At 43.7% G+C, this 21,941-nt stretch carries 22 protein-coding genes; 7 read left to right on the top strand and 15 right to left on the bottom strand.

Annotation, left to right across the window (positions count from 1 at the left end; genetic code table 11):
• Nucleotides 1-113: 113 nt before the first annotated feature.
• The 4 genes from rbsC to SJY39_RS11660 form a co-directional block, all read right to left on the bottom strand.
• The gene (gene rbsC, locus SJY39_RS11675; RefSeq protein WP_009844905.1) at nt 114-1,106 is read right to left on the bottom strand and encodes a ribose ABC transporter permease; all 993 of its coding nucleotides are present in this window, start codon (nt 1,104-1,106) and stop codon (nt 114-116) included.
• Nucleotides 1,103-2,608, bottom strand: a complete 1,506-nt coding sequence (gene rbsA, locus SJY39_RS11670) for a ribose ABC transporter ATP-binding protein RbsA (protein WP_016793636.1) — start codon at nt 2,606-2,608, stop codon at nt 1,103-1,105. Before rbsA ends, rbsC begins: the two co-directional genes overlap by 4 nt.
• A gap of 100 nt (nt 2,609-2,708) precedes the next feature.
• Nucleotides 2,709-3,128, bottom strand: a complete 420-nt coding sequence (gene rbsD, locus SJY39_RS11665; protein WP_029203033.1) for a D-ribose pyranase — start codon at nt 3,126-3,128, stop codon at nt 2,709-2,711.
• A gap of 201 nt (nt 3,129-3,329) precedes the next feature.
• The gene (locus tag SJY39_RS11660; protein ID WP_081275641.1) at nt 3,330-3,644 is read right to left on the bottom strand and encodes a winged helix-turn-helix domain-containing protein; all 315 of its coding nucleotides are present in this window, start codon (nt 3,642-3,644) and stop codon (nt 3,330-3,332) included.
• Nucleotides 3,645-4,085: 441 nt separating this feature from the next.
• Here SJY39_RS11660 and SJY39_RS11655 point away from each other — a divergent pair, with 441 nt between their 5' ends.
• Entirely contained in the window at nt 4,086-4,706 is a 621-nt protein-coding gene (locus SJY39_RS11655) for a porin family protein (protein ID WP_016793638.1), read from the top strand.
• 115 nt (nt 4,707-4,821) lie between these two features.
• On the opposite strand, the gene SJY39_RS11650 is transcribed toward SJY39_RS11655, so the two are convergent.
• On the bottom strand, nt 4,822-5,883 hold the full coding sequence (locus tag SJY39_RS11650; protein WP_016766768.1) for an endonuclease/exonuclease/phosphatase family protein: 1,062 nt from the start codon (nt 5,881-5,883) through the stop codon (nt 4,822-4,824).
• 356 nt (nt 5,884-6,239) lie between these two features.
• Here SJY39_RS11650 and SJY39_RS11645 point away from each other — a divergent pair, with 356 nt between their 5' ends.
• The 5 genes from SJY39_RS11645 (at nt 6,240) to SJY39_RS11625 (ending at nt 12,645) form a co-directional block, all read left to right on the top strand.
• Nucleotides 6,240-8,135, top strand: coding sequence for an extracellular solute-binding protein (locus SJY39_RS11645; protein WP_010429105.1), 1,896 nt, complete (start codon nt 6,240-6,242; stop codon nt 8,133-8,135).
• A 10-nt stretch (nt 8,136-8,145) separates the two neighbouring features.
• Complete coding sequence (locus SJY39_RS11640; RefSeq protein WP_010429108.1) at nt 8,146-9,234, top strand: microcin C ABC transporter permease YejB; 1,089 nt, start codon at nt 8,146-8,148, stop codon at nt 9,232-9,234.
• A gap of 31 nt (nt 9,235-9,265) precedes the next feature.
• The gene (locus SJY39_RS11635) at nt 9,266-10,288 is read left to right on the top strand and encodes an ABC transporter permease (protein ID WP_010429111.1); all 1,023 of its coding nucleotides are present in this window, start codon (nt 9,266-9,268) and stop codon (nt 10,286-10,288) included.
• Between the two features lie 9 nt (nt 10,289-10,297).
• Nucleotides 10,298-11,947: a microcin C ABC transporter ATP-binding protein YejF gene (gene yejF / locus SJY39_RS11630; RefSeq protein ID WP_016793639.1), complete on the top strand. Its 1,650-nt coding sequence runs from the start codon at nt 10,298-10,300 to the stop codon at nt 11,945-11,947.
• Nucleotides 11,948-12,066: 119 nt separating this feature from the next.
• Nucleotides 12,067-12,645, top strand: a complete 579-nt coding sequence (locus SJY39_RS11625) for an RNA-binding S4 domain-containing protein (RefSeq protein WP_010429130.1) — start codon at nt 12,067-12,069, stop codon at nt 12,643-12,645.
• A gap of 157 nt (nt 12,646-12,802) precedes the next feature.
• Here SJY39_RS11625 and SJY39_RS11620 read toward each other — a convergent pair whose 3' ends face one another.
• The 10 genes from SJY39_RS11620 to SJY39_RS11575 all read right to left on the bottom strand — a co-directional run bounded on the left by SJY39_RS11620 (nt 12,803) and on the right by SJY39_RS11575 (nt 21,378).
• The gene (locus SJY39_RS11620) at nt 12,803-13,246 is read right to left on the bottom strand and encodes a F0F1 ATP synthase subunit epsilon (RefSeq protein WP_010429133.1); all 444 of its coding nucleotides are present in this window, start codon (nt 13,244-13,246) and stop codon (nt 12,803-12,805) included.
• A 15-nt stretch (nt 13,247-13,261) separates the two neighbouring features.
• Nucleotides 13,262-14,647, bottom strand: a complete 1,386-nt coding sequence (atpD, locus tag SJY39_RS11615) for a F0F1 ATP synthase subunit beta (protein WP_004730394.1) — start codon at nt 14,645-14,647, stop codon at nt 13,262-13,264.
• Nucleotides 14,648-14,691: 44 nt separating this feature from the next.
• Nucleotides 14,692-15,561, bottom strand: a complete 870-nt coding sequence (atpG, locus tag SJY39_RS11610) for a F0F1 ATP synthase subunit gamma (RefSeq protein WP_016793640.1) — start codon at nt 15,559-15,561, stop codon at nt 14,692-14,694.
• Nucleotides 15,562-15,608: 47 nt separating this feature from the next.
• On the bottom strand, nt 15,609-17,150 hold the full coding sequence (atpA, locus tag SJY39_RS11605) for a F0F1 ATP synthase subunit alpha (protein WP_016793641.1): 1,542 nt from the start codon (nt 17,148-17,150) through the stop codon (nt 15,609-15,611).
• A gap of 9 nt (nt 17,151-17,159) precedes the next feature.
• Nucleotides 17,160-17,711, bottom strand: a complete 552-nt coding sequence (locus SJY39_RS11600; protein ID WP_009844933.1) for a F0F1 ATP synthase subunit delta — start codon at nt 17,709-17,711, stop codon at nt 17,160-17,162.
• An 11-nt stretch (nt 17,712-17,722) separates the two neighbouring features.
• Nucleotides 17,723-18,193 (bottom strand): F0F1 ATP synthase subunit B, encoded by a 471-nt coding sequence (locus SJY39_RS11595; RefSeq protein WP_004730401.1) that lies wholly within the window; start codon nt 18,191-18,193, stop codon nt 17,723-17,725.
• A 54-nt stretch (nt 18,194-18,247) separates the two neighbouring features.
• Nucleotides 18,248-18,484, bottom strand: coding sequence for a F0F1 ATP synthase subunit C (gene atpE / locus SJY39_RS11590; protein ID WP_004730405.1), 237 nt, complete (start codon nt 18,482-18,484; stop codon nt 18,248-18,250).
• Between the two features lie 46 nt (nt 18,485-18,530).
• Nucleotides 18,531-19,301, bottom strand: coding sequence for a F0F1 ATP synthase subunit A (gene atpB / locus SJY39_RS11585; RefSeq protein WP_016793642.1), 771 nt, complete (start codon nt 19,299-19,301; stop codon nt 18,531-18,533).
• Between the two features lies 1 nt (nt 19,302).
• The gene (locus tag SJY39_RS11580; RefSeq protein ID WP_016793643.1) at nt 19,303-19,704 is read right to left on the bottom strand and encodes a hypothetical protein; all 402 of its coding nucleotides are present in this window, start codon (nt 19,702-19,704) and stop codon (nt 19,303-19,305) included.
• A gap of 792 nt (nt 19,705-20,496) precedes the next feature.
• Nucleotides 20,497-21,378, bottom strand: a complete 882-nt coding sequence (locus SJY39_RS11575; protein ID WP_016766776.1) for a LysR family transcriptional regulator — start codon at nt 21,376-21,378, stop codon at nt 20,497-20,499.
• 157 nt (nt 21,379-21,535) lie between these two features.
• Between SJY39_RS11575 and SJY39_RS11570 the strand changes: the two genes are divergently transcribed.
• Nucleotides 21,536-21,934 carry a RidA family protein gene (locus SJY39_RS11570; protein WP_010429168.1) on the top strand — a complete coding sequence of 133 codons (399 nt, stop codon included), beginning with the start codon at nt 21,536-21,538 and terminating at the stop codon, nt 21,932-21,934.
• The last annotated feature ends 7 nt before the right edge of the window (nt 21,935-21,941 follow it).

Raw genomic sequence — 21,941 nt, 5'->3', positions numbered from 1 at the left:
TCCTTTATGTAGGGTGAGCTAGGTTGGATAACCCTAGCTCGTTGTTACATTATTTATAGATTTAATGTTTATAGGTTTGTTACTGATAGATATTTTTAATATAAAACAGAGTTTTACTTGTTTTTGTTGTCGACTAATACCGCCAGAAGAATAACCACTGCTTTTGCAATCATCTGGTAGTAAGAAGATACGTCTAATAGATTTAAGGCGTTGTTTAGGAAGCCGATAATCAGTGCACCAATCAATGTGCCCATGATACGACCACGACCGCCGGCTAAGCTTGTGCCGCCAAGAACTACGGCTGCGATGGCGTCTAATTCATAACCCATACCTGCTGTTGGTTGAGCTGATGACAATCGAGATGCCACGATGATGCCAGCTACCGCTGCTAACAGACCACAGATTGCGTAAACGCCGATTTTCACTTTGTCTACGTCGATGCCTGATAGGCGAGTTGCTGATTCGTTGCCACCTAGTGCGTAAACATAGCGACCAAAGCGTGTGTGGTTAAGTAGGTACCATACCGCTGCGAACACTACGACCATGATCCATACCGGAACTGGGATGCCCATTGCGTAGCCTGTACCGAACCAAGCGAAGGCGTCTGCTGTGTCAGTGAAACCAGTAGAGATAGGACGACCGTCGGTGTAAACCATGGTTACGCCGCGAAGTAGTGTCATAGTCACAAGAGTTGCTATGAAGGCTTGAACCTTACCCTTGGCAATAATCACACCACTGATAGCACCTAATGCTGCACCTGCTACTAGAGCGGTTGGCACTGCGATCATCACTGGGATTTCCATGCCAATCATGCTGGCTGCGAATGCACCACAAAGTGCCAGTACAGAGCCGACACTCAAGTCGATACCTGCGGTTAAGATAACCAGCGTCATGCCTACAGCGATAATTGCGTTAACTGAGGTTTGGCGCAGAATGTTTAGGATGTTGTCGACAGTAAAAAAGTTTGGGTTTAAGAAAGAAACGACAACAATCAGGAAGATCAAAGCAATCAATGACTTTTGGTCAATCAGCCACTCTTTGCTGATTAACGGTTTTTTCTTTGGCGCTTCAGTTTCAGTTGTTTTGCTCATGGTTTTAGTACTCATGCTGCGTCCTCGTTGATCTTTTTACCGACCGCACACGCCAGTAATAATTCTTGGTTTGCTTCTTTAGCATCAAATTCACCGCTTACACGGCCTTCATGCATCACCATGATGCGGTCACTCATTCCTAACACTTCTGGCATTTCAGATGAGACCAAAATAATGCTCATACCGTCAGCTTTGAATTTATTAATGAGTTGGTAAATTTCTTTTTTAGCACCGACATCGACACCACGCGTTGGCTCATCGAGAATCAGTACTTTTGGTTTGGTCATCAAGCCTTTAGCGATAGCCACTTTCTGTTGGTTACCACCAGAAAGGTTGCCAATAATTTGTTCGCGAGTCGGGGTTTTGATGTTGAATAGTTTGATGAAGTCATCAACCGCCATCACTTCATCTTTATGTTGGATTTGACCGCTTTTAGTCAATTGATCCAATGAACATAAAGACATGTTTTCTTTAACAGAAAGCCCTAGAACTAAGCCATCGCCTTTACGGTCTTCAGAGATGTAAGCGATGCCATTTGCTAAGCCATCTTTCGGACTTACAGGGTTAATGGTTTTGTTTTCTAGGTTGATGACACCGCGCTCACTCGGAAGGGCACCGTAAATCACTTTCATCAGTTCAGTACGACCAGCACCCATCAAGCCAGACACACCCAAAATCTCGCCACGCTTTAGAGTAAAGCTCACGTCATGAACACCAGAACCCGTCAGGCCAATCACTTCAAGGCAGGTTTCACCGTGGCTCTGCCCTATACGTGGATATTGCTCGTCCAACTTACGGCCCACCATCATTTCGATCAGGCCATCTTCGTCGGTGTCTTTTACTTCACATTGGCCAATGAACTTACCGTCACGAAGTACGGTGATGTCATCACAAATTTCGAAGATCTCTTTCAAGCGATGAGAGATATAAACAATGCCGCAGCCTTCAGAACGCAGCTCGTTAATCACCTTAAATAGCGACTCAGTTTCGGTATCGGTTAGTGCGTCCGTTGGTTCATCCATGATGATGACCTTAGATTCAAACGATAGGGCTTTCGCGATCTCTACCATTTGTTGCTCACCAAGGCTTAACTGACCTAAAAGTGTTTTCGAGCTGTGTTTTACATTAAGACGTTTAAGTAGCTTGTCCGCTTCTTGGTACATTTCGTTCCACAAGATGCGACCCATAGTCCCTGTGATTTCACGACCTAAGAAGATGTTCTCGGCGATGGTTAGCTCTGGAATTAGGTTCAATTCTTGGTGAATGATACTAATGCCAGCTTGTTGTGAATCACGAGGTCCTTTAAATGCTGCTGGTTTACCTTGGTAGGCGATAGTGCCGCCATCCAAGTGGTAAATGCCGGTAAGCACTTTCATGAGCGTTGATTTACCTGCACCGTTTTCACCCATTAACGCCATGACGCGTCCTGGGTAAACGTTGAGGCTTGCCTTATCCAGTGCTTTCACACCAGGGAAGGCTTTCTCAATTGAGCTAAGTTCTAAAATGGCTTGAGTCATGTCGGTTCCTTTACTCGGGGCCAGTTGTATTTGATTGTTCTGTATATGTACTGTTTTTGGTTCAGTGATGACACTGGACTGTCGTTGCGTTTCGCTTGAGCTAAAACGTTACGCCAGCTTGAAAAATAACATTTGCGTATGGTGTGCATTCACCAGTGCGAATTACCGCGCGGCTTTCATGCGTACGCTCTTTGAATTCTTCATGAGTGATGTACGTAATCGAAAGCGATTTGCCGCAACGCGCTTCTTCTGTCTTGATCAAATCAATCAGCGCAGCGTGATGTTCAGGGCTGACTTTTGCAAACTCTTCTGCAATCACAACACCTTCAATTTGAGATTCATCCAGCATGGTTTTTACTGTTTGTTGAAAGCTCGGTACACCATGAGTCAGAGCAAGATCAATGCGAGTTACGTGGTCTGGAATCGGTAAGCCTGCGTCACAAATCGTAATTTCATCTGTGTGGCCAAGAGTCGCCACTAGGTAAGAGAGTTCAGAGTTTATTAGAGTACTTTTTTTCATATCACGACCTATCGAAAAATAACGTTTGATGGGTTGAGAACAACTCAAGAAAAAGCCATCGAAACGTTTCGATAGTGATAATAGTGTCTGATTTATCATTTGCACTATTCACTTTCTTAGAGTGTGATAACGATCATCGAAACGTTTCGATGGGGTGTTTTTTGGTGATCTCAGTCACCGACATTGATTGCATAAATCCTTTTATGTGGGTTCAATCGATAGCGCATATCCGAACTTACTGATGGTAATGATCTGTACGTTGGGTGCTCTCAATCGCGCGAAGACATTGCGTAGGTTATAGACGACGTTTGCAAGAACATGTGGTGACGAGAGTTGTCCGTTCCAACACACATCAACAATATGCTCTCTTGAAATCGGTCTTCCCACATTATCCAATAACAAACAGAGCACTGCTAATAGGTGAGGGCGCAAGGTGATTTTGTTTCCCTGCTGATTAGTAATGGTTCGAGAGTCGGTATCAATGATTAAGCCGTTGAGGTCTATGGTGTGGGTCATCGTGTTTTCTGTTCGTCTTATTCTGAATTGTGGAGATTGAGCAAAACTGGCCTGCTTTTGGAGCGGGTAACTATTTAAGTGTTCTTATTTAAGTGTACTAATGGTTAAAGCGCGCAGATTATGCAAAATCACACCACGCTTGAAAGTAAGCCTGCGTAAGCTCATGAGAATAAAATCTAAAAATGGGATGGTTTGAAAAATAGAAGGAAGATTATTCTGAACAAATGAAAGTTTTTTATTTCTAGTTTATTCAGTGGTTTATTAGGTTTTTACTGATTATGTTGGCTGAAGTTACAAAGTGATTATATTTCTATTTATTTTTTTGTTTTCTGTGAGATTAACCTGCTTGCGAATTCGACGGGGTGTCGGATAACTCTAACAAGATTGTGCAGCAGAGGAAGGCGGAACAATCTTGATTGCTATAAGTAAGGTCAAGCAGTAATGAACAACAAATTTATTCTAAGTATCGCGATGATGTCAGCAGTGGCAGCAAGTAATGTAATGGCAGCAGACAGTGGATTTTACCTAGGCGGCGCAATCGGCACATCTGGTATTGATGATGGCGGGCTAACTGACACGATCAATGAGCCTATTACTTTTAAAGCCGAAGACAATACTTACCGATTAATTGCTGGTTACAAATTTAACCGTATTGTTTCGGTTGAAGCTCAATACACAGATTTTGGTGATATAGCCCTGAAAACAAAATCTGGTAATAAGGTTTTCACTTGGACACCTCAAATCTTTTCGGTAACGGCTAACCTTGGTTACACGTTTGATAATGGCATTCGTCCATTTGGCACTATCGGTCTATCGACTATTGATCTAGACATGAAGTTTGCTGATGGCTCTCGCCCTTCAGGAGATGGTTTTGATGATTCGGGAGATGGCATCCGTATGGGTGTTGGTGTTGAATATACGCCACCTACAATGTCTTCGTTGAGCTTTCGCCTAGCATACGAAGCTGATGCTTTTGATATCGAAGATTACGAAAACGGACACAAGACAGAAGATACTGTTGTTCTGGATTCTTTTTACTTAGGCGCAATGTACACATTCTAAGTTTCACACTTTGCTAAACGGTAAATCGGTTTCTAAATGGGGCGTCGGTTGGCTCAACCCGTTTGGCTAAAGTGGAAGGCCGCAGTTTTTGACTGCGGCTTTTTTATGTTCAACTCTAGGCTTCACGGATATGAGCGGTTACAGCAACGATGGCATGGTCCGTACTGAATTGGTCATGCTCGAAGCTTGGATTAATCAGGTGATGGTCTAACACTGTGTAGCTAGAGATCTCCATTAAACTTGAAGAGTTCTGACAATCGAACTCATTCGACATTAAAATATAGTCCAGTACAGACCCAGAGGCGCCGTAGTAATGGGTTGGTTTACGCAGTTCAAGCAAGTCTTCTTCATGCAGTTGATGGTAAAGATCCCAACTGTCTTTTAATCGAAAATGGGACAGCCAATGCTTGCTGTTTTCGTCTCGGTTGATTGAGTAACTCAACAGCCCTTTAAACTCATCATTAAACAAAGGCTTATTAAAATCACCCATCAACACAACGGGTTGATCGGTTTGGTAGCGCTGATTGGTAATGTATTGATGAAGCATCTGAGCTTCTAAACCACGCTGAACGCTCGATAACCAAGATCCGAGTTGTTCTTGATGAAGCTTAACTAACGTGTCGCTTTTGGGCTTTTGGTTGTCTGAAATTTGAGAGACTTTAGATCTATCAGCATTATCTAGAATGTGACTTTTGGGCTCGGTTGGTCGCTGAGATTTAAAGTGCACCACATAACAGTCGGTTGAGCCCAAATGGGGTAAGGTAATTGTGGCGTGTACTGGCGTTCGGTTAAATGAAAAACTGTCACTAAGATTGAAGGCTGAAAGCAACTCTAAATCGGGTTTAACCGGCTGCACTTTTTCAATCGGGTAGCGAGAGGCGATACCCACGACAGGCGAGGTATACAGGTAATCATCTTCAACATGCGCGCTATCGACCACAGCAAAGTAAGGATAACCAAGTTCATTCATTAACTGCTCTAAAGATCGCGGGCTAAATATTTCTTGGAAGCCAATCACATCACAATCTAATGATTTAATCGCTTGAGCCATCCAGTGTTGCTTCTTCTTCCATTCCTCGAAGCTGTAAATGTTCTCAAAATCATAGTAAGCATTCGGTGGTTCGAGGTAGTTCAAAAGATTGAACGTTGCGAATGTTATTTGGTTTGGTTTGTTCAAAGTGTCATCCCATTTAGACCAGGTAATAATGATACTCCACTAACGCACTGATTGTTGGACAATTCGTGGGCTACGTATCATCTGTAGGTATGGTTTGTTCAATTGAATGTCCTATAACAATGGAACTTTATGCCGTAACAGGTAGACAAATTATAGCGTTCTTTTCTTAGACCGTGCACCCACTAGCTCCGCGTGAACCGAGTAATTTGTAAATAAACGGTAAGAGATAGAGTGCTGATGGTTTTATTAGTTATTACATGATGTTAGATTTGAACCTATACTTGTTTTAACGGCCTACATTAAAGCCGATTAATCAATGTGAATATAGAATTCATGACATTTGAAGGGAGAGTCAAATGGGAACAGTTTTTCGACACAAAGCCTCGCAGCGCACTCAGTTTTTCAGGTTTAACTTAGCCAAATGTGCAGTCATGCTGCCGCTTATTGCTTTACAACCCTCTATCACTTTCGCTTCTGATACCGATTCAACTCCCGACATCACCGTTATTGAAACCACGCAACTGGTTGGTTTTGGTGAAGCAAAATATCCTACCGATTTTACTCATTTCGATTACGTTAATCCTGATGCGCCAAAGCAGGGTAAAGTGACCTATGGCAGCATAGGTACTTACGATAGCTTCAATCGATTCGGTTCCCGCGGCGTTGCTGCGAGTTACACAGGGGAAATTTACGATACATTGATGTTTTCTCCGAGTGACGAGATTGATGCGTATTATCCGTTAATTGCTTCAAAAGTTCGCTACGCCAGTGATTTCACTTGGATGGAAATCGATATCAACCCAAATGCTAAATTCCAAGATGGCGAGCCTATCACCGCGCACGATGTTGCATTCACTTTTGATAAGTTTTCAAAAGAGGGCGTGCCTCAATATCGCGTGTATTACAAAGAGATCGAATCAGTAACGGCAGTCTCTGATTTGGTTGTTCGTATTGAGATGAGCAAGCCAAATCGTGAGAAGCTGTTTAGCTTTGCACAAAGCACTCGCGTATTACCCCAACATTTTTGGAAAGACAGAAAGTTGTCTGAGCCGCTGAGTGAGCCGCCAGTCGGCAGTGGTCCATATAAAATCATCAGCTATAAATCGGGTCAAAGTGTTACCTACGGCCTAGATGAAAATTACTGGGCTGCAGATCTGCCAGTTAACGTGGGTCGCAATAATTTCAAGCAAGTGCAATACGATTACTACCGTGATGACACCGTAATGCTGGAAGCTTTCAAAGCAGGGGAGTTCGATCTTCGAACCGAAAATTCAGCTAAGTTCTGGGCCAACTCTTACACGGGCTCAAACTTCGATAAAGGCTATATCATTAAAGAAGAGATTAACCACGAGAAGCCTGAAACGACTCAAGGTTTTGTCTTCAATATTCAGTCTCCTGTGTTTTCTGACCCTAAAGTTCGTGAAGCATTAACGTACGCGATGGACTTTGAGTGGATGAACAAGAACATGTTTTATGGCCAGTACAAACGTACTCGTAGTTACTTCCAAAATACAGATTATGAAGCGAAAGGTTTACCAAGCGAAGCTGAAGTCGAGTTGTTGTCTCAATATAAAGACCAAATTCCAGCGAGAGTGTTCACAGAAGAATTCCAACCGCCAGTCACCGACGGTAGCGGCCGTATTCGTAGCCAAATGCGTACTGCTTTCAAACTTTTGAAAGAAGCAGGTTGGGTACTGAAAGACAAAGTAATGACCAACGAAAAGACCGGCAAGCCGATGTCATTTGAGTTGTTGATTTACAGTCCAACTACGGAGCGTATCGCAACGCCGGTTCAAAAGAACCTTAAGCGCATGGGTATTGAGATGAAGATCCGTACTATTGATACTACTCAGTACATCAAACGCTTGCGTGATCGTGACTTCGAAATGGTTTCGTCGTCATTTTCTGCAAACCCTTATCCTAGCCCGAACTTAATGATTGTTTGGAACTCTAACTACATTGATTCTACTTACAATACTGCTGGTGTAATGGATCCGGTGGTTGACGCGTTAACAGAAGAAATTGCGCGTAACCAACAACATCCTGAAAAGCTTCTTACGCTAGGTCGTTCACTTGACCGTGTATTGCAGTGGAATTTCTACAATATCCCGCAATGGCACGTTGGTGAGTACCGCGTAGCAATGTGGGACAAGTTTGAGCGTCCAGATGTATTGCCTAAATACGATTTAGGTATCGATACATGGTGGATTTCAGAAGAGAAGGCGGCTTTGCTTCCTGAAAAACGTCGCTAGGAGTTAGTTAATGGCCGCGTATATATTTCGACGCTTATTATTGGTGATCCCCACGCTGTGGGCGATTATCACCATCAACTTTTTCATTATTCAGATCGCGCCTGGTGGTCCGGTAGAGCAAGCCGTTGCACAATTAGAAGGGCATAACTCCGGAATCATGGAACGCTTTTCTGGCGGTGGGCAAGAAGTTGATTTAAGCGAAAGTGACCAAGCATCTGCCAGTGGTTATAAAGGCTCACGCGGGCTTGATCCTGAAGTGGTTGAAGAGATCAAAAAGCAGTTTGGTTTTGATAAGCCAATTCACGTTCGCTACTTCGATATGTTGAAAAACTACGCGACCTTTAACTTTGGTGAAAGCTTGTTTAAGGGCGGTAACGTCATTGATCTCATCATCGATCGGCTGCCAGTCTCCATTTCTTTAGGGTTGTGGAGTACCTTAATCATTTATGTGATTTCGATACCTTTAGGCATCATGAAGGCGATACATCACGGATCTCGCTTTGATATTTGGTCGAGTGCGGTGGTGATTGTCGGCTACGCGGTGCCGGGCTTCCTATTTGCGATCATTCTGATTATTTTGTTCGCCAGTGGTAACTACTTCAGTTGGTTCCCATTGCGAGGGTTAGTGTCGAGTAACTTCGACCAACTGAATTGGTATCAACAAATTGGCGATTACTTCTGGCATTTGGCTTTGCCTATTTTCGCTATGGTCATCGGCGGTTTCGCGACACTCAGTATGCTGACCAAAAACTCCTTCCTTGATGAAATCAACAAGCAATATGTGGTGACGGCGCGAGCAAAAGGTTTGGACGAGAGCAGTATTCTCTACAAGCACGTTTTCCGTAACGCTATGTTGATTATTATTGCGGGTTTCCCTAGTGCATTTATTAGTATTTTCTTCACGGGTTCTATGTTGATTGAAGTGATGTTTTCACTCGAAGGTATTGGCCTGCTTGGCTTTGAATCGACCATTCAGCGAGATTACCCGGTGGTGTTCAGTTCTCTCTATATCATGACCTTGCTTGGCTTGGTACTGAGCATTATCTCCGACCTGACTTATACCTGGGTTGATCCTCGAATTGATTTTGAAGCGCGTTAATGGCGAATGAATAACAAGGTATTGATAATAAATGTTTAACAACCCTTTAGCTGAAGCTCGTTGGTTACGTTTTAAAGCAAACAAGCGTGGTTTTATCTCCCTTTGGATATTTACCATTTTGTTTGGATTGAGCCTGTTCGCAGAGATCATTGCCAACGATAAACCACTTTTGGTTTCTTATGATAATCAGTGGTTTGTACCCGTTATCAATGAATATTCTGAGACTGAATTTGGTGGTGAATTCGAAACGGAAGCCGATTATAAAGACCCATATGTTATCGAACTCATTGAAGACAATGGATACATCGTGTGGCCAATCATTCCGTTTAGTTACGACACGATAAACTTCGACATTTCAGGTGCGGTGCCATCGGAACCTGATTCGGTGAACTGGTTAGGAACCGATGATAAAGGGCGGGATGTATTAGCTCGTATTATTTATGGGTTCCGTATCTCTGTTCTGTTTGGTTTTATTCTGACGATTGTATCGAGCGTGGTCGGCGTAGTCGTCGGTGCGACCCAAGGTTACTACGGTGGTTGGGTCGACTTGTTCGGGCAGCGTTTTATTGAAGTCTGGTCTGGTATGCCGACTCTGTTCTTACTGATTATCCTTTCTAGCTTTATCGAGCCTAATTTCTGGTGGCTGTTGGGTATTATGGTGCTCTTCAGTTGGATGAGTTTGGTTGGGATTGTTCGAGCCGAGTTTTTACGCTGTCGAAACTTTGATTATGTGCGTGCTGCGCAAGCCATGGGCGTTGATGATAAACGTATTATGCTTCGTCATATGTTGCCCAACGCAATGGTGGCTTCGTTAACCATGATGCCGTTCATTCTTTCAGGTTCGGTTACCACGTTAACCTCATTAGATTTCTTGGGTTTTGGTTTGCCTGCGGGCTCGCCTTCGTTGGGTGAGTTGTTAGCGCAAGGTAAAGCTAACTTACAAGCGCCTTGGCTTGGCATTTCTGCCTTTGTCGTACTTTCTTTGATGCTTACATTACTTGTCTTCGTTGGTGAAGCAGTACGTGATGCCTTCGATCCACATCAACAGAAGTAAGGATAAGTTATGACTTCAAATACAGTTCCTACTTCAGGGTCAACAATGGAGGCTGCTAATGCATCTCCAGTTCTGACCATAGAAAAATTATCAGTCGGTTTTGGGCGAAAAGATTCGATAGAACAAGTGACGCAAGATGTCTCTTTAGAAATATACAAAGGTGAGACACTCGCGCTGGTGGGCGAGAGTGGTTCCGGTAAATCGGTTACAGCTAACTCCGTGTTGAAGTTGCTGCCTAAAGGCTCGTCGCATTACTTGAACGGTAAGATCAATTTCTCTGGCACCGATATTCTGAGTTGTTCTGAAAGACAATTGCGCGGGATTCGTGGTGGCCGCATTGGTATGATCTTTCAAGAACCTATGGTTTCGCTTAATCCGCTTCATAGAGTCGGTAAACAGCTGGTTGAAACTCTCTCTATTCACCGAGGAATGCGAACTAACAAAGCGCAAGCCTTGGCTATAGAGTGGCTTTCAAAGGTGGGTATTCGTTACCCCGAGCAAAAAATTTCAGCGTACCCACATGAGTTATCTGGTGGCGAACGTCAGCGTGTGATGATTGCGATGGCGCTGATTAATGAACCAGAGTTGCTTATCGCTGATGAGCCAACAACGGCATTAGATGTGTCGGTGCAAGCGCAAATTCTAGACCTTTTAAAAGACCTGCAACAAGAGCTTGGTATGGCGATGCTTTTTATCACCCATGACTTAAGTATTGTTCGTCAAATTGCCGACAGAGTCGCGGTAATGAAAGATGGTCGCTTAGTCGAAAGCAACGACTGTCATACTCTGTTTAATGCGCCAGCTCATCCTTACACCCAAAAGCTTATTAACTCTGATCCGAAAGGCTTGCCCGTTCCAGTTTCTCCGGAAAGTGAACCTCTGCTCGATGTTAATCAACTTCGTGTTTGGTTCCCGATTACGGGCGGTTTATTCAAGCGTACGATTTCACATGTTAAAGCTGTCACCGACATGGAATTCACCTTGAAAAAGGGGCACTCAATAGGCCTAGTGGGAGAGAGTGGCTCTGGCAAATCAACAACCGGTATGGCGATATTGAAGTTGGTGGAGAGTGAAGGTTCAATAACTTACGCTGACGAACAAATTCAAGGCTTAAACCGCCAGCAGATGCTACCGTTTCGAAGTCGTATGCAAGTCGTCTTTCAAGACCCGTTTTCTGCATTGAATCCTAGAATGTCGGTTGCGCAAGTGATTGGTGAAGGTCTATTGGTTCATCAACAACTGGATGACACTGAACTCGACCAACGTATCTGTGACGTAATGAAAGAGGTCGACTTAGACCCAGAAACTCGCCACCGTTACCCGAATGAGTTTTCTGGCGGGCAGAGGCAACGTATCGCCATTGCACGAGCTCTGATCCTTAAGCCAGAGTTTATCTTGCTAGATGAACCAACATCGTCATTAGACAGAACGGTACAAGCGCAAGTGTTAGATCTACTCAAGTCACTTCAAGAAAAGTACGGTCTGACCTATTTGTTTATCAGTCATGATTTGAATGTCGTGAAATCCTTGTGTCATTACACCATTGTAATGAAAGCTGGCGAGGTGATTGAGAAGGGTGACACTGAGACTTTGTTTGGTAATCCGCAACATGAATATACCAAGCAGCTTGTCAGCCTCTCCAATGTGGGTGGTTTGTAGCCAAGTCGGTGCGTAACGAGAACAAATGGGCGCTGGATGAATTCAACATGGTCATTTTGTTGTTTTACGATTACACTGCGCCCAATATTTCAGAAGTACATATTTAGGTAGAGGTCACCATGGACCAAGAACATTACGAAGACGCTGACTACGAAGGCCAAGAGCTGGGCGAAGAAGGCGAAGAGATTGAAATTGAAGCAATTGGTATCGATGTTTCATCACAGCCAATCGAGCTCTACAAAGTGTTTAAAATAGCTAACCTAGTGAGTGGTGGCGGTGAAGCTAAACACATCATCTCTGAAGGCTACGTAGCAGTAAATGGTGAGCTTGAAACTCGAAAACGCCGCAAAATGTACGATGGCGATTTCTTTGAATTCAATCAAGAATACTATGTAGTGGTGTGTGACCAGCCAGTACAGGAAGAATCAGACAAGCCGAAAAAGAAAGATGCGCCTAAAAAAGACAGCAAGGCGAAGAAAGGTCAGTCTAAAAAATCTCAGGCTAAAAAAGATCAGCCAAGCAAAGACTCAAAAAAGAAAGAGTCTAAGAAAAGCATGTCTGAAATGCTAAGTGCAAAGGCAGAACCTAAGAAAGAGAAAAAAGAAAAGAAGAAAGATAACAAAGCGAAAAAGAAAGCGGATACGCCTAAGCCACAACGTGACGACAAAAGCGGCCGTAACTCGATTGAATTCTTCTAAACTATAGCTCTAAACTACAGATCTAAAACTATTCTTTTGAAATTCGAGCAACGTTAAACTTCGGTTTTGCGTTAAGCAGATAGTAAAAGGCTCACTATTCAGTGAGCCTTTTTTGTATTTGTTTGCTAGCACAGCTAACGGCAAATAACGCTTCTTCTCAGTGACGAGTGCGAGAAGATGTCAATTCTGATGCACGAAGCTGAGCGACAGCTTTCGCCAGCTCCAGTTGAGCTTGTGCAAAGTTGATGTCGACATTGCCTTTGTTGATGTTCTCTAGGGCTGCGTATTTCGCTTCTTCCGCGCGAGCACGGTCAATGTCTTTACCATGCAAGGCCGTATCGGCTAACACGGTTACCACATCTGGTTGCACTTCGACCATACCACCAGAGATGTACAGTACTTGCTCCTCGGCTTTAAGGTCGGTAACGAACACAGACACGCCCGGTTTTATCTTACTCAGAAGAGGGGAGTGGCCTGGGCGAATCCCCAGTTCACCGTCTGCTCCAGAAATAGCTAGGGCATGTGCCGGCCCTGAAAACAGTGTACCTTCCGCACTTACGATATTAAGTTGAAATGTATTGCCTGTAACTCCAATAGCCATGATGCACCTACCTTTTTAGAGTGATTTTGCTTTGTTAAGCACTTCGTCGATAGAACCACAGTACAAGAATGCTTGTTCTGGAATATCGTCGTATTCGCCGCCTAGCAGGCCTTTAAAGCCTCTCAGTGTTTCACTTAGCGGTACAAATACACCTTTCTGACCAGTAAATACTTCTGCTACGTGGTAAGGCTGAGTTAAGAAACGTTCAATCTTACGAGCGCGAGATACCGTCTGCTTATCTTCAGTCGATAGCTCGTCCATACCAAGAATCGCGATGATGTCTTTTAGCTCTTTGTAGCGTTGTAGCGTGGTTTGTACTTTTTGTGCAATGTCGTAGTGCTCTTGGCCAACCACAAGTGGGTCCAACTGGCGAGAGGTTGAATCCAATGGATCAATCGCAGGGTAGAGGCCCAATGCCGCGATGTTACGAGACAGTACAACGGTCGCATCTAAGTGAGCAAAGGTTGTTGCTGGCGATGGATCGGTCAAGTCATCCGCAGGTACGTATACCGCTTGAATAGACGTGATCGAACCTTGTCTGGTTGATGTGATACGTTCTTGAAGCACACCCATCTCTTCAGCCAGCGTTGGTTGGTAACCTACTGCTGATGGCATACGACCTAGCAGTGCTGATACTTCTGTGCCCGCAAGCGTGTAACGGTAGATGTTATCAATGAACAAGAGTACGTCACGACCTTCATCACGGAAGCGCTCAGCCATAGTCAGGCCTGTCAGTGCAACACGTAGACGGTTTCCCGGTGGCTCGTTCATCTGGCCGTAAACCATGGCAACTTTGTCTAGCACGCCAGCTTCTTTCATCTCGTAGTAAAAATCGTTACCTTCACGAGTACGTTCACCAACACCGGTAAATACAGAAAGACCTGAGTGGGCTTTAGCGATGTTGTTGATAAGCTCCATCATGTTGACGGTTTTACCTACACCCGCACCACCGAACAGACCGATTTTACCACCCTTAGCGAACGGACAAATAAGGTCGATAACCTTAACACCTGTCTCTAGAAGTTCAGTGCTGTTGGCTTGTTCTTCATAAGAGGGCGCTTCACGGTGAATTTCATAGCTCTCTTTCTGGCCGATTTCACCACATTCATCAATAGGCTGACCAAGCACGTTCATGATACGGCCTAAGGTTTCTTCGCCCACAGGAACCGTGATCGGAGAGCCTGTGTTTTCAACAGTGAGGCCGCGGCGCAAGCCATCTGACGTACCCATTGCAATACAACGAACGATGCTGCCACCCAGTTGTTGCTGAACTTCCAATACGAGAGAGCTTGCTTCCTCGCTCGTCACTTTCAATGCATCATAAACGCGTGGGCTGTTGCCGCCGCTGAACTCGACGTCTACCACCGCGCCGATAACTTTAACTATTTTTCCAACACTCATCTCTAAATCCTCAAATTCTATTCTTAACCCACTCTTTTCTGCCCTTAGACAGCTTGAGCACCTGAGACTATTTCACTCAGTTCTTGGGTAATGGCAGCCTGTCGCGCTTTGTTGTATACCAACTGCAAATCATCGATGAGTTGGCCCGCGTTATCGGTCGCCGCTTTCATGGCCACCATTCGAGCTGCTTGCTCACAGGCAATGCTCTCTACGATGCCTTGATACACTTGTGATTCAATGTATCGATGTAACAGCTCAGAGAGGATGTCTCTTGGTGCCTGTTCGTAGATGTAGTCCCAACGACGTGCTTTTTTCGCGCCTCCATCGGCCTCAGAATCTGAAGGGTGGGGCAGCAACTGCAAGGTCGTTGGTTCTTGAACCATGGTGTTGATGAACTGGTTATAAACGAGATACAAACTGTCGATTTTTTCGTCGTCGTAATGCCCTAGCATCGCGTTAACTGTACCTAAGATGTCTTCTAATTTAGGTGCGTCACCAAGACCTGACGTCTGCGCGATAACATTGCCGCTGCGTTGGAAAAATGAGATAGCTTTTGAACCAATTAAGGTGGTCTCTACCTCAACACCTTTGGTACGCCACTGTTCCATTTCTTCTAGCACTTTCTTGAACAAGTTCGAGTTCAAGCCACCACATAAGCCCCGATCGGACGAAATAATGATGTAAGCAACACGTTTTGGTTCACGCTGTTGAAGATAGGGGTGCTGGTATTCAAGCGACCCTGATGCGACATGAGAGATAACTTTGCGCATGTTCTCGGCATATGGACGTGTTAGCGTCATATTGTCTTGAACCTTACGCATCTTACTTGCCGCAACCATCTCCATTGCACTGGTGATTTTCTGAGTGTTACTAACACTGCCTATCTTGGTGCGAATTTCTTTAGTATTTGCCATTATCTGCTCCTAATTTGTTTTGATTTCCAGCCAACAAACCGGAGCGTTTACCAAGCTTTCAACGCTACAAAGTCACCGAGAAGCTTTGCAAGAGCGCCATCAATTTCATCGTTGTAGTCACCGTTAGCGTTAATGGTGTCGAACAACTCTGGGTTTTGACCTTTTGCGTAAGCAATTAACTCTTCTTCAAAACGCGCAACTTTGTGCAACTCTACGTCAGCCAAATAGCCTTTTTCTGCTGCGTAGATAACTGTTGCTTGCTCAGCGACAGACATTGGAGAGTATTGTTTTTGCTTCATCAGTTCGGTTACACGCTCACCATGGTCAAGCTGCTTACGCGTCATGTCATCTAAGTCAGAAGAGAACTGAGCAAATGCGGCTAATTCGCGGTATTGAGCTAACGATGTACGGATACCACCAGACAGTTTCTTGATGATCTTGCACTGAGCTGCGCCACCTACACGAGATACCGAGATACCTGGGTCAACAGCAGGGCGTAGGCCTGAGTTAAACAGTTGGGTTTGTAGGAAAACCTGACCATCAGTAATTGAGATTACGTTGGTTGGTACAAACGCAGATACGTCACCCGCTTGAGTTTCAATGATAGGAAGTGCTGTCAGTGAGCCTGTTTGGCCTTTCACTTCACCGTTTGTAAACTTCTCTACATATTCCGCATTCACTCGTGCAGCACGTTCTAGTAGGCGTGAGTGAAGGTAAAATACGTCGCCAGGGAAGGCTTCACGACCCGGTGGGCGTTTCAGTAGCAATGAGATTTGACGGTAAGCAACGGCTTGTTTTGATAGGTCATCGTAGATGATCAGTGCATCTTCGCCGCGGTCACGGAAGTATTCACCCATGGTGCAACCCGCATAAGGGGCTAGGTATTGAAGCGCGGCAGACTCTGAAGCTGATGCCACAACAACAATGGTGTTTTTAAGTGCATCGTGGTCTTCGAGTTTACGAACAACGTTTGCGATAGTAGATGCTTTCTGGCCAATAGCCACATACACACATTTGATGCCAGAATCTTTCTGATTGATGATCGCATCGATAGCTAACGCTGTTTTACCAGTTTGACGGTCACCGATGATAAGTTCACGTTGACCACGACCGATAGGCACCATGGTATCAACGGCTTTATAACCGGTTTGAATTGGCTGATCGACGGACTTACGCTCGATTACGCCGGGCGCAATTACTTCTACAGGGTCGAGTCGGTCACAACTCACTAGGCCTTTGCCATCGATTGGCTCACCTAGTGTGTTCACTACACGGCCAAGAAGTCCGTTACCTACTGGTACTTCCAAGATACGACCTGTCCCTTTCACTTTCATACCTTCAGACAGGTCAGTGTAGGGACCCATAACCACGGCACCGACTGAGTGCGTGTCAAGGTTAAGAGCAAGAGCGTATTTGCCACCTGGAAGCTCGATCATCTCACCCTGCATGACATCCGCAAGGCCGTTTATGGTAATGATGCCGTCACGAACCGAGACTATAGTGCCTTCGTTGCGAGCTTCGGTGCTCACATTAAATTTCGAGATGCGATCTTTAATCAGGTCGCTGATTTCATTTGAATTTAATTGCATAATTGTTACCTATCTCGCGTGAAGTTGATGAGCTAATCGGTTAATTGATGTGTTCAAAGAACCATCGATGACGGTTTCACCCGCCTTGATTACGATCCCGCCAACCAGCGAGTCATCAATAACCTGTTCCATTTCAACCTGACGCTCTAATTTCTTCTCAAGTGCAGCAGTGAGTGATGTAACTTGATCTTGTGTAAGCAATTCTGAACTGGTGACAGTGACAGGGATTACACGTTCATGTTCGTCCTTTAGGTCGCTGAACAAGTTAAACAAGTCTCTGATCACTGCAAGACGGCCATTCTCAGCCAAGACTTTAATGAGATTAATGACGTGGTCATCAACGAGTCCTTGGCATACGTGAATGATGAGATTGACCAGTTCTTCAGATTGCTGTGTGTGAACACCTTCTGCTGATGAAATCTGCTTAGCGATCGTTTCTTCTTCCGCTACTGTCACAAGAATGGACAGCATTGAGTGCCACTCTTGTAACTTGTTTTCACCTAAAGCAAAGTCGAACGATGCTTTAGCGTAGGGATGAGCAATATTGGTGTAATCTGACATATTGCCTCCGTTTAGAGTTCGCTTATCATTTGATCAACTAACGCTCGGTTCGTTTCAGAATCTAGGTTCTTGCTGATCAATTTCTGTGCACTTTGAATAACAGCGTCTGCCATATCCGCCTGAAGTTCACGGCGTAACTTTTGACGTTCGCCTTCTAGCTCAGCTCTACCTTGCTCTAAGATGCGCGCTTTTTCTTGCTCACCTTCTTGGTGAGCTAAGGTGATGATTTCATTGCGGCGTTTTTTGCCTTGCTCAATCAGTTCGGTCACATTTTTTTTCGCATCTGCGACGAGTTGTGCGCCATTTGATTTTGCTAGTTCTAGCTCTTTCGCTGCATTCTCTGAGTGGCGTAAACCATCAGCGATTTCTTTTTGGCGCTCGTCTAACATCGCGGTGAGAGGGGGCCATACATATTTCATGCATAGCCAAACAAAAATCACGAATGAGATTGCTTGACCAAACATGCTGGCATTTAAATTCATACCTTCCTCACTAAATCTTGATTATTTACAAATCGATCTTTTCAAAGCTTTCAATTAAGCAACGGCAAAGATGATGTATAGACCGATACCAACACCGATCATCGGTACAGCATCAACAAGGCCCATCATGATGAAGAATTGAGTACGAAGCATTGGAGTAAGGTCTGGTTGACGAGCAACACCTTCAAGGTATTTACCTGCTAAGTTACCAATACCAGATGCTGCACCCGCTGCACCTAAACCGATCAGTAATGCACCTGCTACATATAAAACTGCGCTTACGATATCCATTTGTATCTCCGATAAATAATGTGTTAGTTAATTTTTTAGTTATTAATTAATGGTGTTCTTCTGTTGCCATTGCTAAATAAACAACGGTCAGTACCATAAATATAAATGCTTGCAAGAATACGATTAATATGTGGAATAAGGCCCATGGAACACTTAGTGCCCATTGCATCCACCAAGGCATTAGTGCGATAAGGATGAATATCATCTCGCCTGCATACATATTTCCGAATAATCGTAAGCCTAGCGATATTGGCTTTGAAATTAATGTTATTAATTCAAGAACAAAGTTAACAGGATATAAAAGAGGGTTATCAAATGGCTGAGTAGTTAGCTCTTTGATAAAGCCTTTCAAACCTTTATTTTTAAACGTATAAGTTAACAATAAAATAAACACACCGAGTGCCATCGACATTGGGATATTTACATCCGCTGTCGGTAGATCTCTAAAGTGTTCTAAACCCATTACACGAGTTAACCCTGGTATTAAATCTATAGGAAAAAGGTCGACTGCATTCATTAACAACACCCAAACAAAAGTGGTTAATGCCAGTGGCCCTATTAATTTATCCTCCGCTTGAAAAATCTCTTTGACTAGGTTGTTAACGAAATCAAAGATAAGCTCGATAAAACATTGAAAACGACCTGGAACACCGCTAGTGCCCTTGGTCACTACATATCGAAAAGCTCCAATAAACAGTAAACCCGTGATCCAAGATACCAACATTGAGTCAATGTTGAACGCCCAGAAACCATCACCTGTAGTTAAGAAGGTTAAGTGATGCTCTATGTATTCGTGAGCGGTAGTGACTTGATCCATACTACACGTACTCCGATCTTGTTGAGGCAGTAATAAATGGTGTTAAGAAGTACCCAATCATTGTGAAAATGTACGCGTATAATATTACTGGGTTATCCAATTTAAAAAACTGGAATGCCAGGATAAACATTAAGAACGTATAGGTTATTTTCACGACACGACTCATTTGCATTAAGTCACGTAAACTATAATTAGGGTTCTTACGCACCTTTAGGCTTGCATATATAAATCCAAACAGCGGGGGTAGCATCGCGATGACGATCCCTAAAGCTGATGATTCCATATCTACTTTATTACCAAAAAACACTTCATATAAAACCACACCGATGGCTAATACTATTTGGCAGAGAACAACTCTTTTAGCGGCAACAAGGATGTCGCTACTTATCCCATTAAGCCTCATAATAAAACCTTATGTTAAACAGTGTAAGTAAATATAAAACACAGTTTAAATTTAACTTGTTACGACATTTCAGTTGTTGATAACACTTGACTTGCTTTAAAGAAAAACCCTTTCTGGTTTTATATCGCTTGAAGAAATTAAACGGATATAAACTAATTCGCTATCGTTTCGACAAAATATAAATTACGCCTAAAATTATGTGATCAAAACGACAAATATCGACATCAATAATTCCATTTTTGAAAGATGTATTTTTCATTTATGAAAGTAATAGTTCTATTAGTATATTCATGAAAATTTCAGATGCTTTATTTTCAATGGTAAGAGGGGGGTTTTAGTAGAATTTAGAGAGTTATTTTGGCCGATTACGAGCTTATCAATTATTATTATTCAAACACTTAGCGTCATTTATGAGTTGATTATTGAGTGCCATTTTACAAGTGGATAAAGCCAGTTTTAGTCAGCGATGAAAGCCTTCGTGCATTGAGTGATTTATCTATACGGCGTTCTCTATCTAGAAGTGGTTATTTTTCAAAATAGTTTGTCACGACTTCATTCTTAACGTCTTTCAAACTATTCGAAACGGATAAATCGGCGTTTAAGATGAATATTATGGAAGAAATTCAGCTCCTCACATGGATGTAAGGAGCTGAAGATAGGGCAAAAATCTGAAGGTTAGGGCACTAAGCTCAAGATAGAAAGGTCAAAAGTCTGGAGATTCGAACTGGAATTTCTTGATGTGTTGCTCTATCAACCGATTTTTAAGCAAACAAATTCAATCATGTCCCTCTATTAGGCCTCATAACTTAGATATTGAATACATAAGTCATGAAAAGCTTGCGCTTGTGGCGAGATCGTACGATCAGACAATCTGAAAATACCGATTTGACGCTGTAAAGGCGGGTCAATCAATGGAATCCACACCAAGCGGGTTTCATTGGTCGGGAAAGCCAGTCTAGGCAGCGTGGTCACGCCTATTCCGAGCTCTAACACCGAAAACAGGGAAGTGATGTTCTCTACTGAATACAGGGCTTGTTCGCTGAGCATTCGCGCAGGTGTTGGGTCGAGCAGGGTACAAGTTCCGTTACGAATGAAGGGCTGTTTTAACAACGTTTGCCATTCGATTCCTTCCTGTTGAGAGGCAATAGGGTTGTCTTTGAGGCACACCACACCGATAGGATCGGAAAGTAAAGGCGTGAAATCGATGCTCTCTTCTTCTAAATGGGAGCTATTTCCTAAGGCAACGTCCACTTCTCCAGACAATAATCTCGCTTCCACACCTGCCGCATTATCATCAATCAAGCTGACTTCTACATTAGGGTACTGCTCACAAAAGGCCCCTAAAACGCTAGGTATTAATTTCGCCGCTACTGATGGCACGCTTGCTATTCTAACTCTTCCTTGTTGTCCTGCCGCGGCTGCGCGTAAGTCGTTGTCTAATGCTTTGTAAACATTAAGGAATTGAATGATTTTTGGCAGGCATATTTCGCCGAAAGGTGTCAGGGTTGATTTGTTGCCTGTTTCAAACAGTGGCTGACCGAGTATTTTTTCTAGCTCTTTTATCGATGTAGAAAGTGCCGCTTGCGAGCGATTTGCTCGGTGAGATGCCGCTCGAAATCCGCCTTCTTCGACCACTAAAACAAAATGTTTTAACTGTTGTAGCTTAATACTCATGGCACTGATCCTTCTCTAGCCCTTGCTATACCTTACTTTTCGCAAGGTGATAGATTTTATTTATCAAATGCACAAAATTTACCGTTAGATTTATCAGTCGTCAAGGTGCAGTATTTAACCATCTTGAAACATAGTTGTTACAAAGTTGGATGGAATCGTGAACGCACAAACTAAAAAACACCCAGTAAAAACCGAGCTTTTCGCTTCAAAAGCACCACTAGAGTGGGCAATCGTTAATAACGGCACTCTATACACAGCGCAGATTCCAATTGATGAAACTGGCGCAGTAGTAGACGGCGGTATCGAAGCGCAAACGCGTCAGACTTTTAACAACCTTGTTCATACGTTGGAGTGTGCAGGCGAATCTATGGATTCAGTGCTGCAAGTTCTGATTTACGTGACAGACCGTGAATATCTAAAAACGGTAAATAGCGTATACGGAGAATACTTCAATGCACCTTATCCAAACCGTGCTGCGGTTGTCGTAGCAGGGTTAGCAAGAGAAGAAATGTTGGTTGAATTCGTTGTTTATGCATCGGCGTCTCAACCTGAATAATCGGACT

Origin of the sequence: Vibrio sp. R78045 (genome assembly GCF_042466085.1) — a bacterium.
GTDB classification, from domain to species: Bacteria; Pseudomonadota; Gammaproteobacteria; order Enterobacterales; family Vibrionaceae; genus Vibrio; species Vibrio cyclitrophicus.
This window is presented reverse-complemented; position numbering and strand designations above follow the sequence as displayed.

What these genes read in the sequence shown, in the direction of transcription:
- rbsC (WP_009844905.1), bottom strand. Translation starts at nt 1,106, where the DNA reads ATGAGTACTAAAACCATGAGCAAAACAACTGAAACTGAAGCGCCAAAG.
- rbsA (WP_016793636.1), bottom strand. Translation starts at nt 2,608, where the DNA reads ATGACTCAAGCCATTTTAGAACTTAGCTCAATTGAGAAAGCCTTCCCT.
- rbsD (WP_029203033.1), bottom strand. Translation starts at nt 3,128, where the DNA reads ATGAAAAAAAGTACTCTAATAAACTCTGAACTCTCTTACCTAGTGGCG.
- SJY39_RS11660 (WP_081275641.1), bottom strand. Translation starts at nt 3,644, where the DNA reads ATGACCCACACCATAGACCTCAACGGCTTAATCATTGATACCGACTCT.
- SJY39_RS11655 (WP_016793638.1), top strand. Translation starts at nt 4,086, where the DNA reads ATGAACAACAAATTTATTCTAAGTATCGCGATGATGTCAGCAGTGGCA.
- SJY39_RS11645 (WP_010429105.1), top strand. Translation starts at nt 6,240, where the DNA reads ATGGGAACAGTTTTTCGACACAAAGCCTCGCAGCGCACTCAGTTTTTC.
- SJY39_RS11640 (WP_010429108.1), top strand. Translation starts at nt 8,146, where the DNA reads ATGGCCGCGTATATATTTCGACGCTTATTATTGGTGATCCCCACGCTG.
- SJY39_RS11635 (WP_010429111.1), top strand. Translation starts at nt 9,266, where the DNA reads ATGTTTAACAACCCTTTAGCTGAAGCTCGTTGGTTACGTTTTAAAGCA.
- yejF (WP_016793639.1), top strand. Translation starts at nt 10,298, where the DNA reads ATGACTTCAAATACAGTTCCTACTTCAGGGTCAACAATGGAGGCTGCT.
- SJY39_RS11625 (WP_010429130.1), top strand. Translation starts at nt 12,067, where the DNA reads ATGGACCAAGAACATTACGAAGACGCTGACTACGAAGGCCAAGAGCTG.
- SJY39_RS11620 (WP_010429133.1), bottom strand. Translation starts at nt 13,246, where the DNA reads ATGGCTATTGGAGTTACAGGCAATACATTTCAACTTAATATCGTAAGT.
- atpD (WP_004730394.1), bottom strand. Translation starts at nt 14,647, where the DNA reads ATGAGTGTTGGAAAAATAGTTAAAGTTATCGGCGCGGTGGTAGACGTC.
- atpG (WP_016793640.1), bottom strand. Translation starts at nt 15,561, where the DNA reads ATGGCAAATACTAAAGAAATTCGCACCAAGATAGGCAGTGTTAGTAAC.
- atpA (WP_016793641.1), bottom strand. Translation starts at nt 17,150, where the DNA reads ATGCAATTAAATTCAAATGAAATCAGCGACCTGATTAAAGATCGCATC.
- SJY39_RS11600 (WP_009844933.1), bottom strand. Translation starts at nt 17,711, where the DNA reads ATGTCAGATTACACCAATATTGCTCATCCCTACGCTAAAGCATCGTTC.
- SJY39_RS11595 (WP_004730401.1), bottom strand. Translation starts at nt 18,193, where the DNA reads ATGAATTTAAATGCCAGCATGTTTGGTCAAGCAATCTCATTCGTGATT.
- atpE (WP_004730405.1), bottom strand. Translation starts at nt 18,484, where the DNA reads ATGGATATCGTAAGCGCAGTTTTATATGTAGCAGGTGCATTACTGATC.
- atpB (WP_016793642.1), bottom strand. Translation starts at nt 19,301, where the DNA reads ATGGATCAAGTCACTACCGCTCACGAATACATAGAGCATCACTTAACC.
- SJY39_RS11580 (WP_016793643.1), bottom strand. Translation starts at nt 19,704, where the DNA reads ATGAGGCTTAATGGGATAAGTAGCGACATCCTTGTTGCCGCTAAAAGA.
- SJY39_RS11575 (WP_016766776.1), bottom strand. Translation starts at nt 21,378, where the DNA reads ATGAGTATTAAGCTACAACAGTTAAAACATTTTGTTTTAGTGGTCGAA.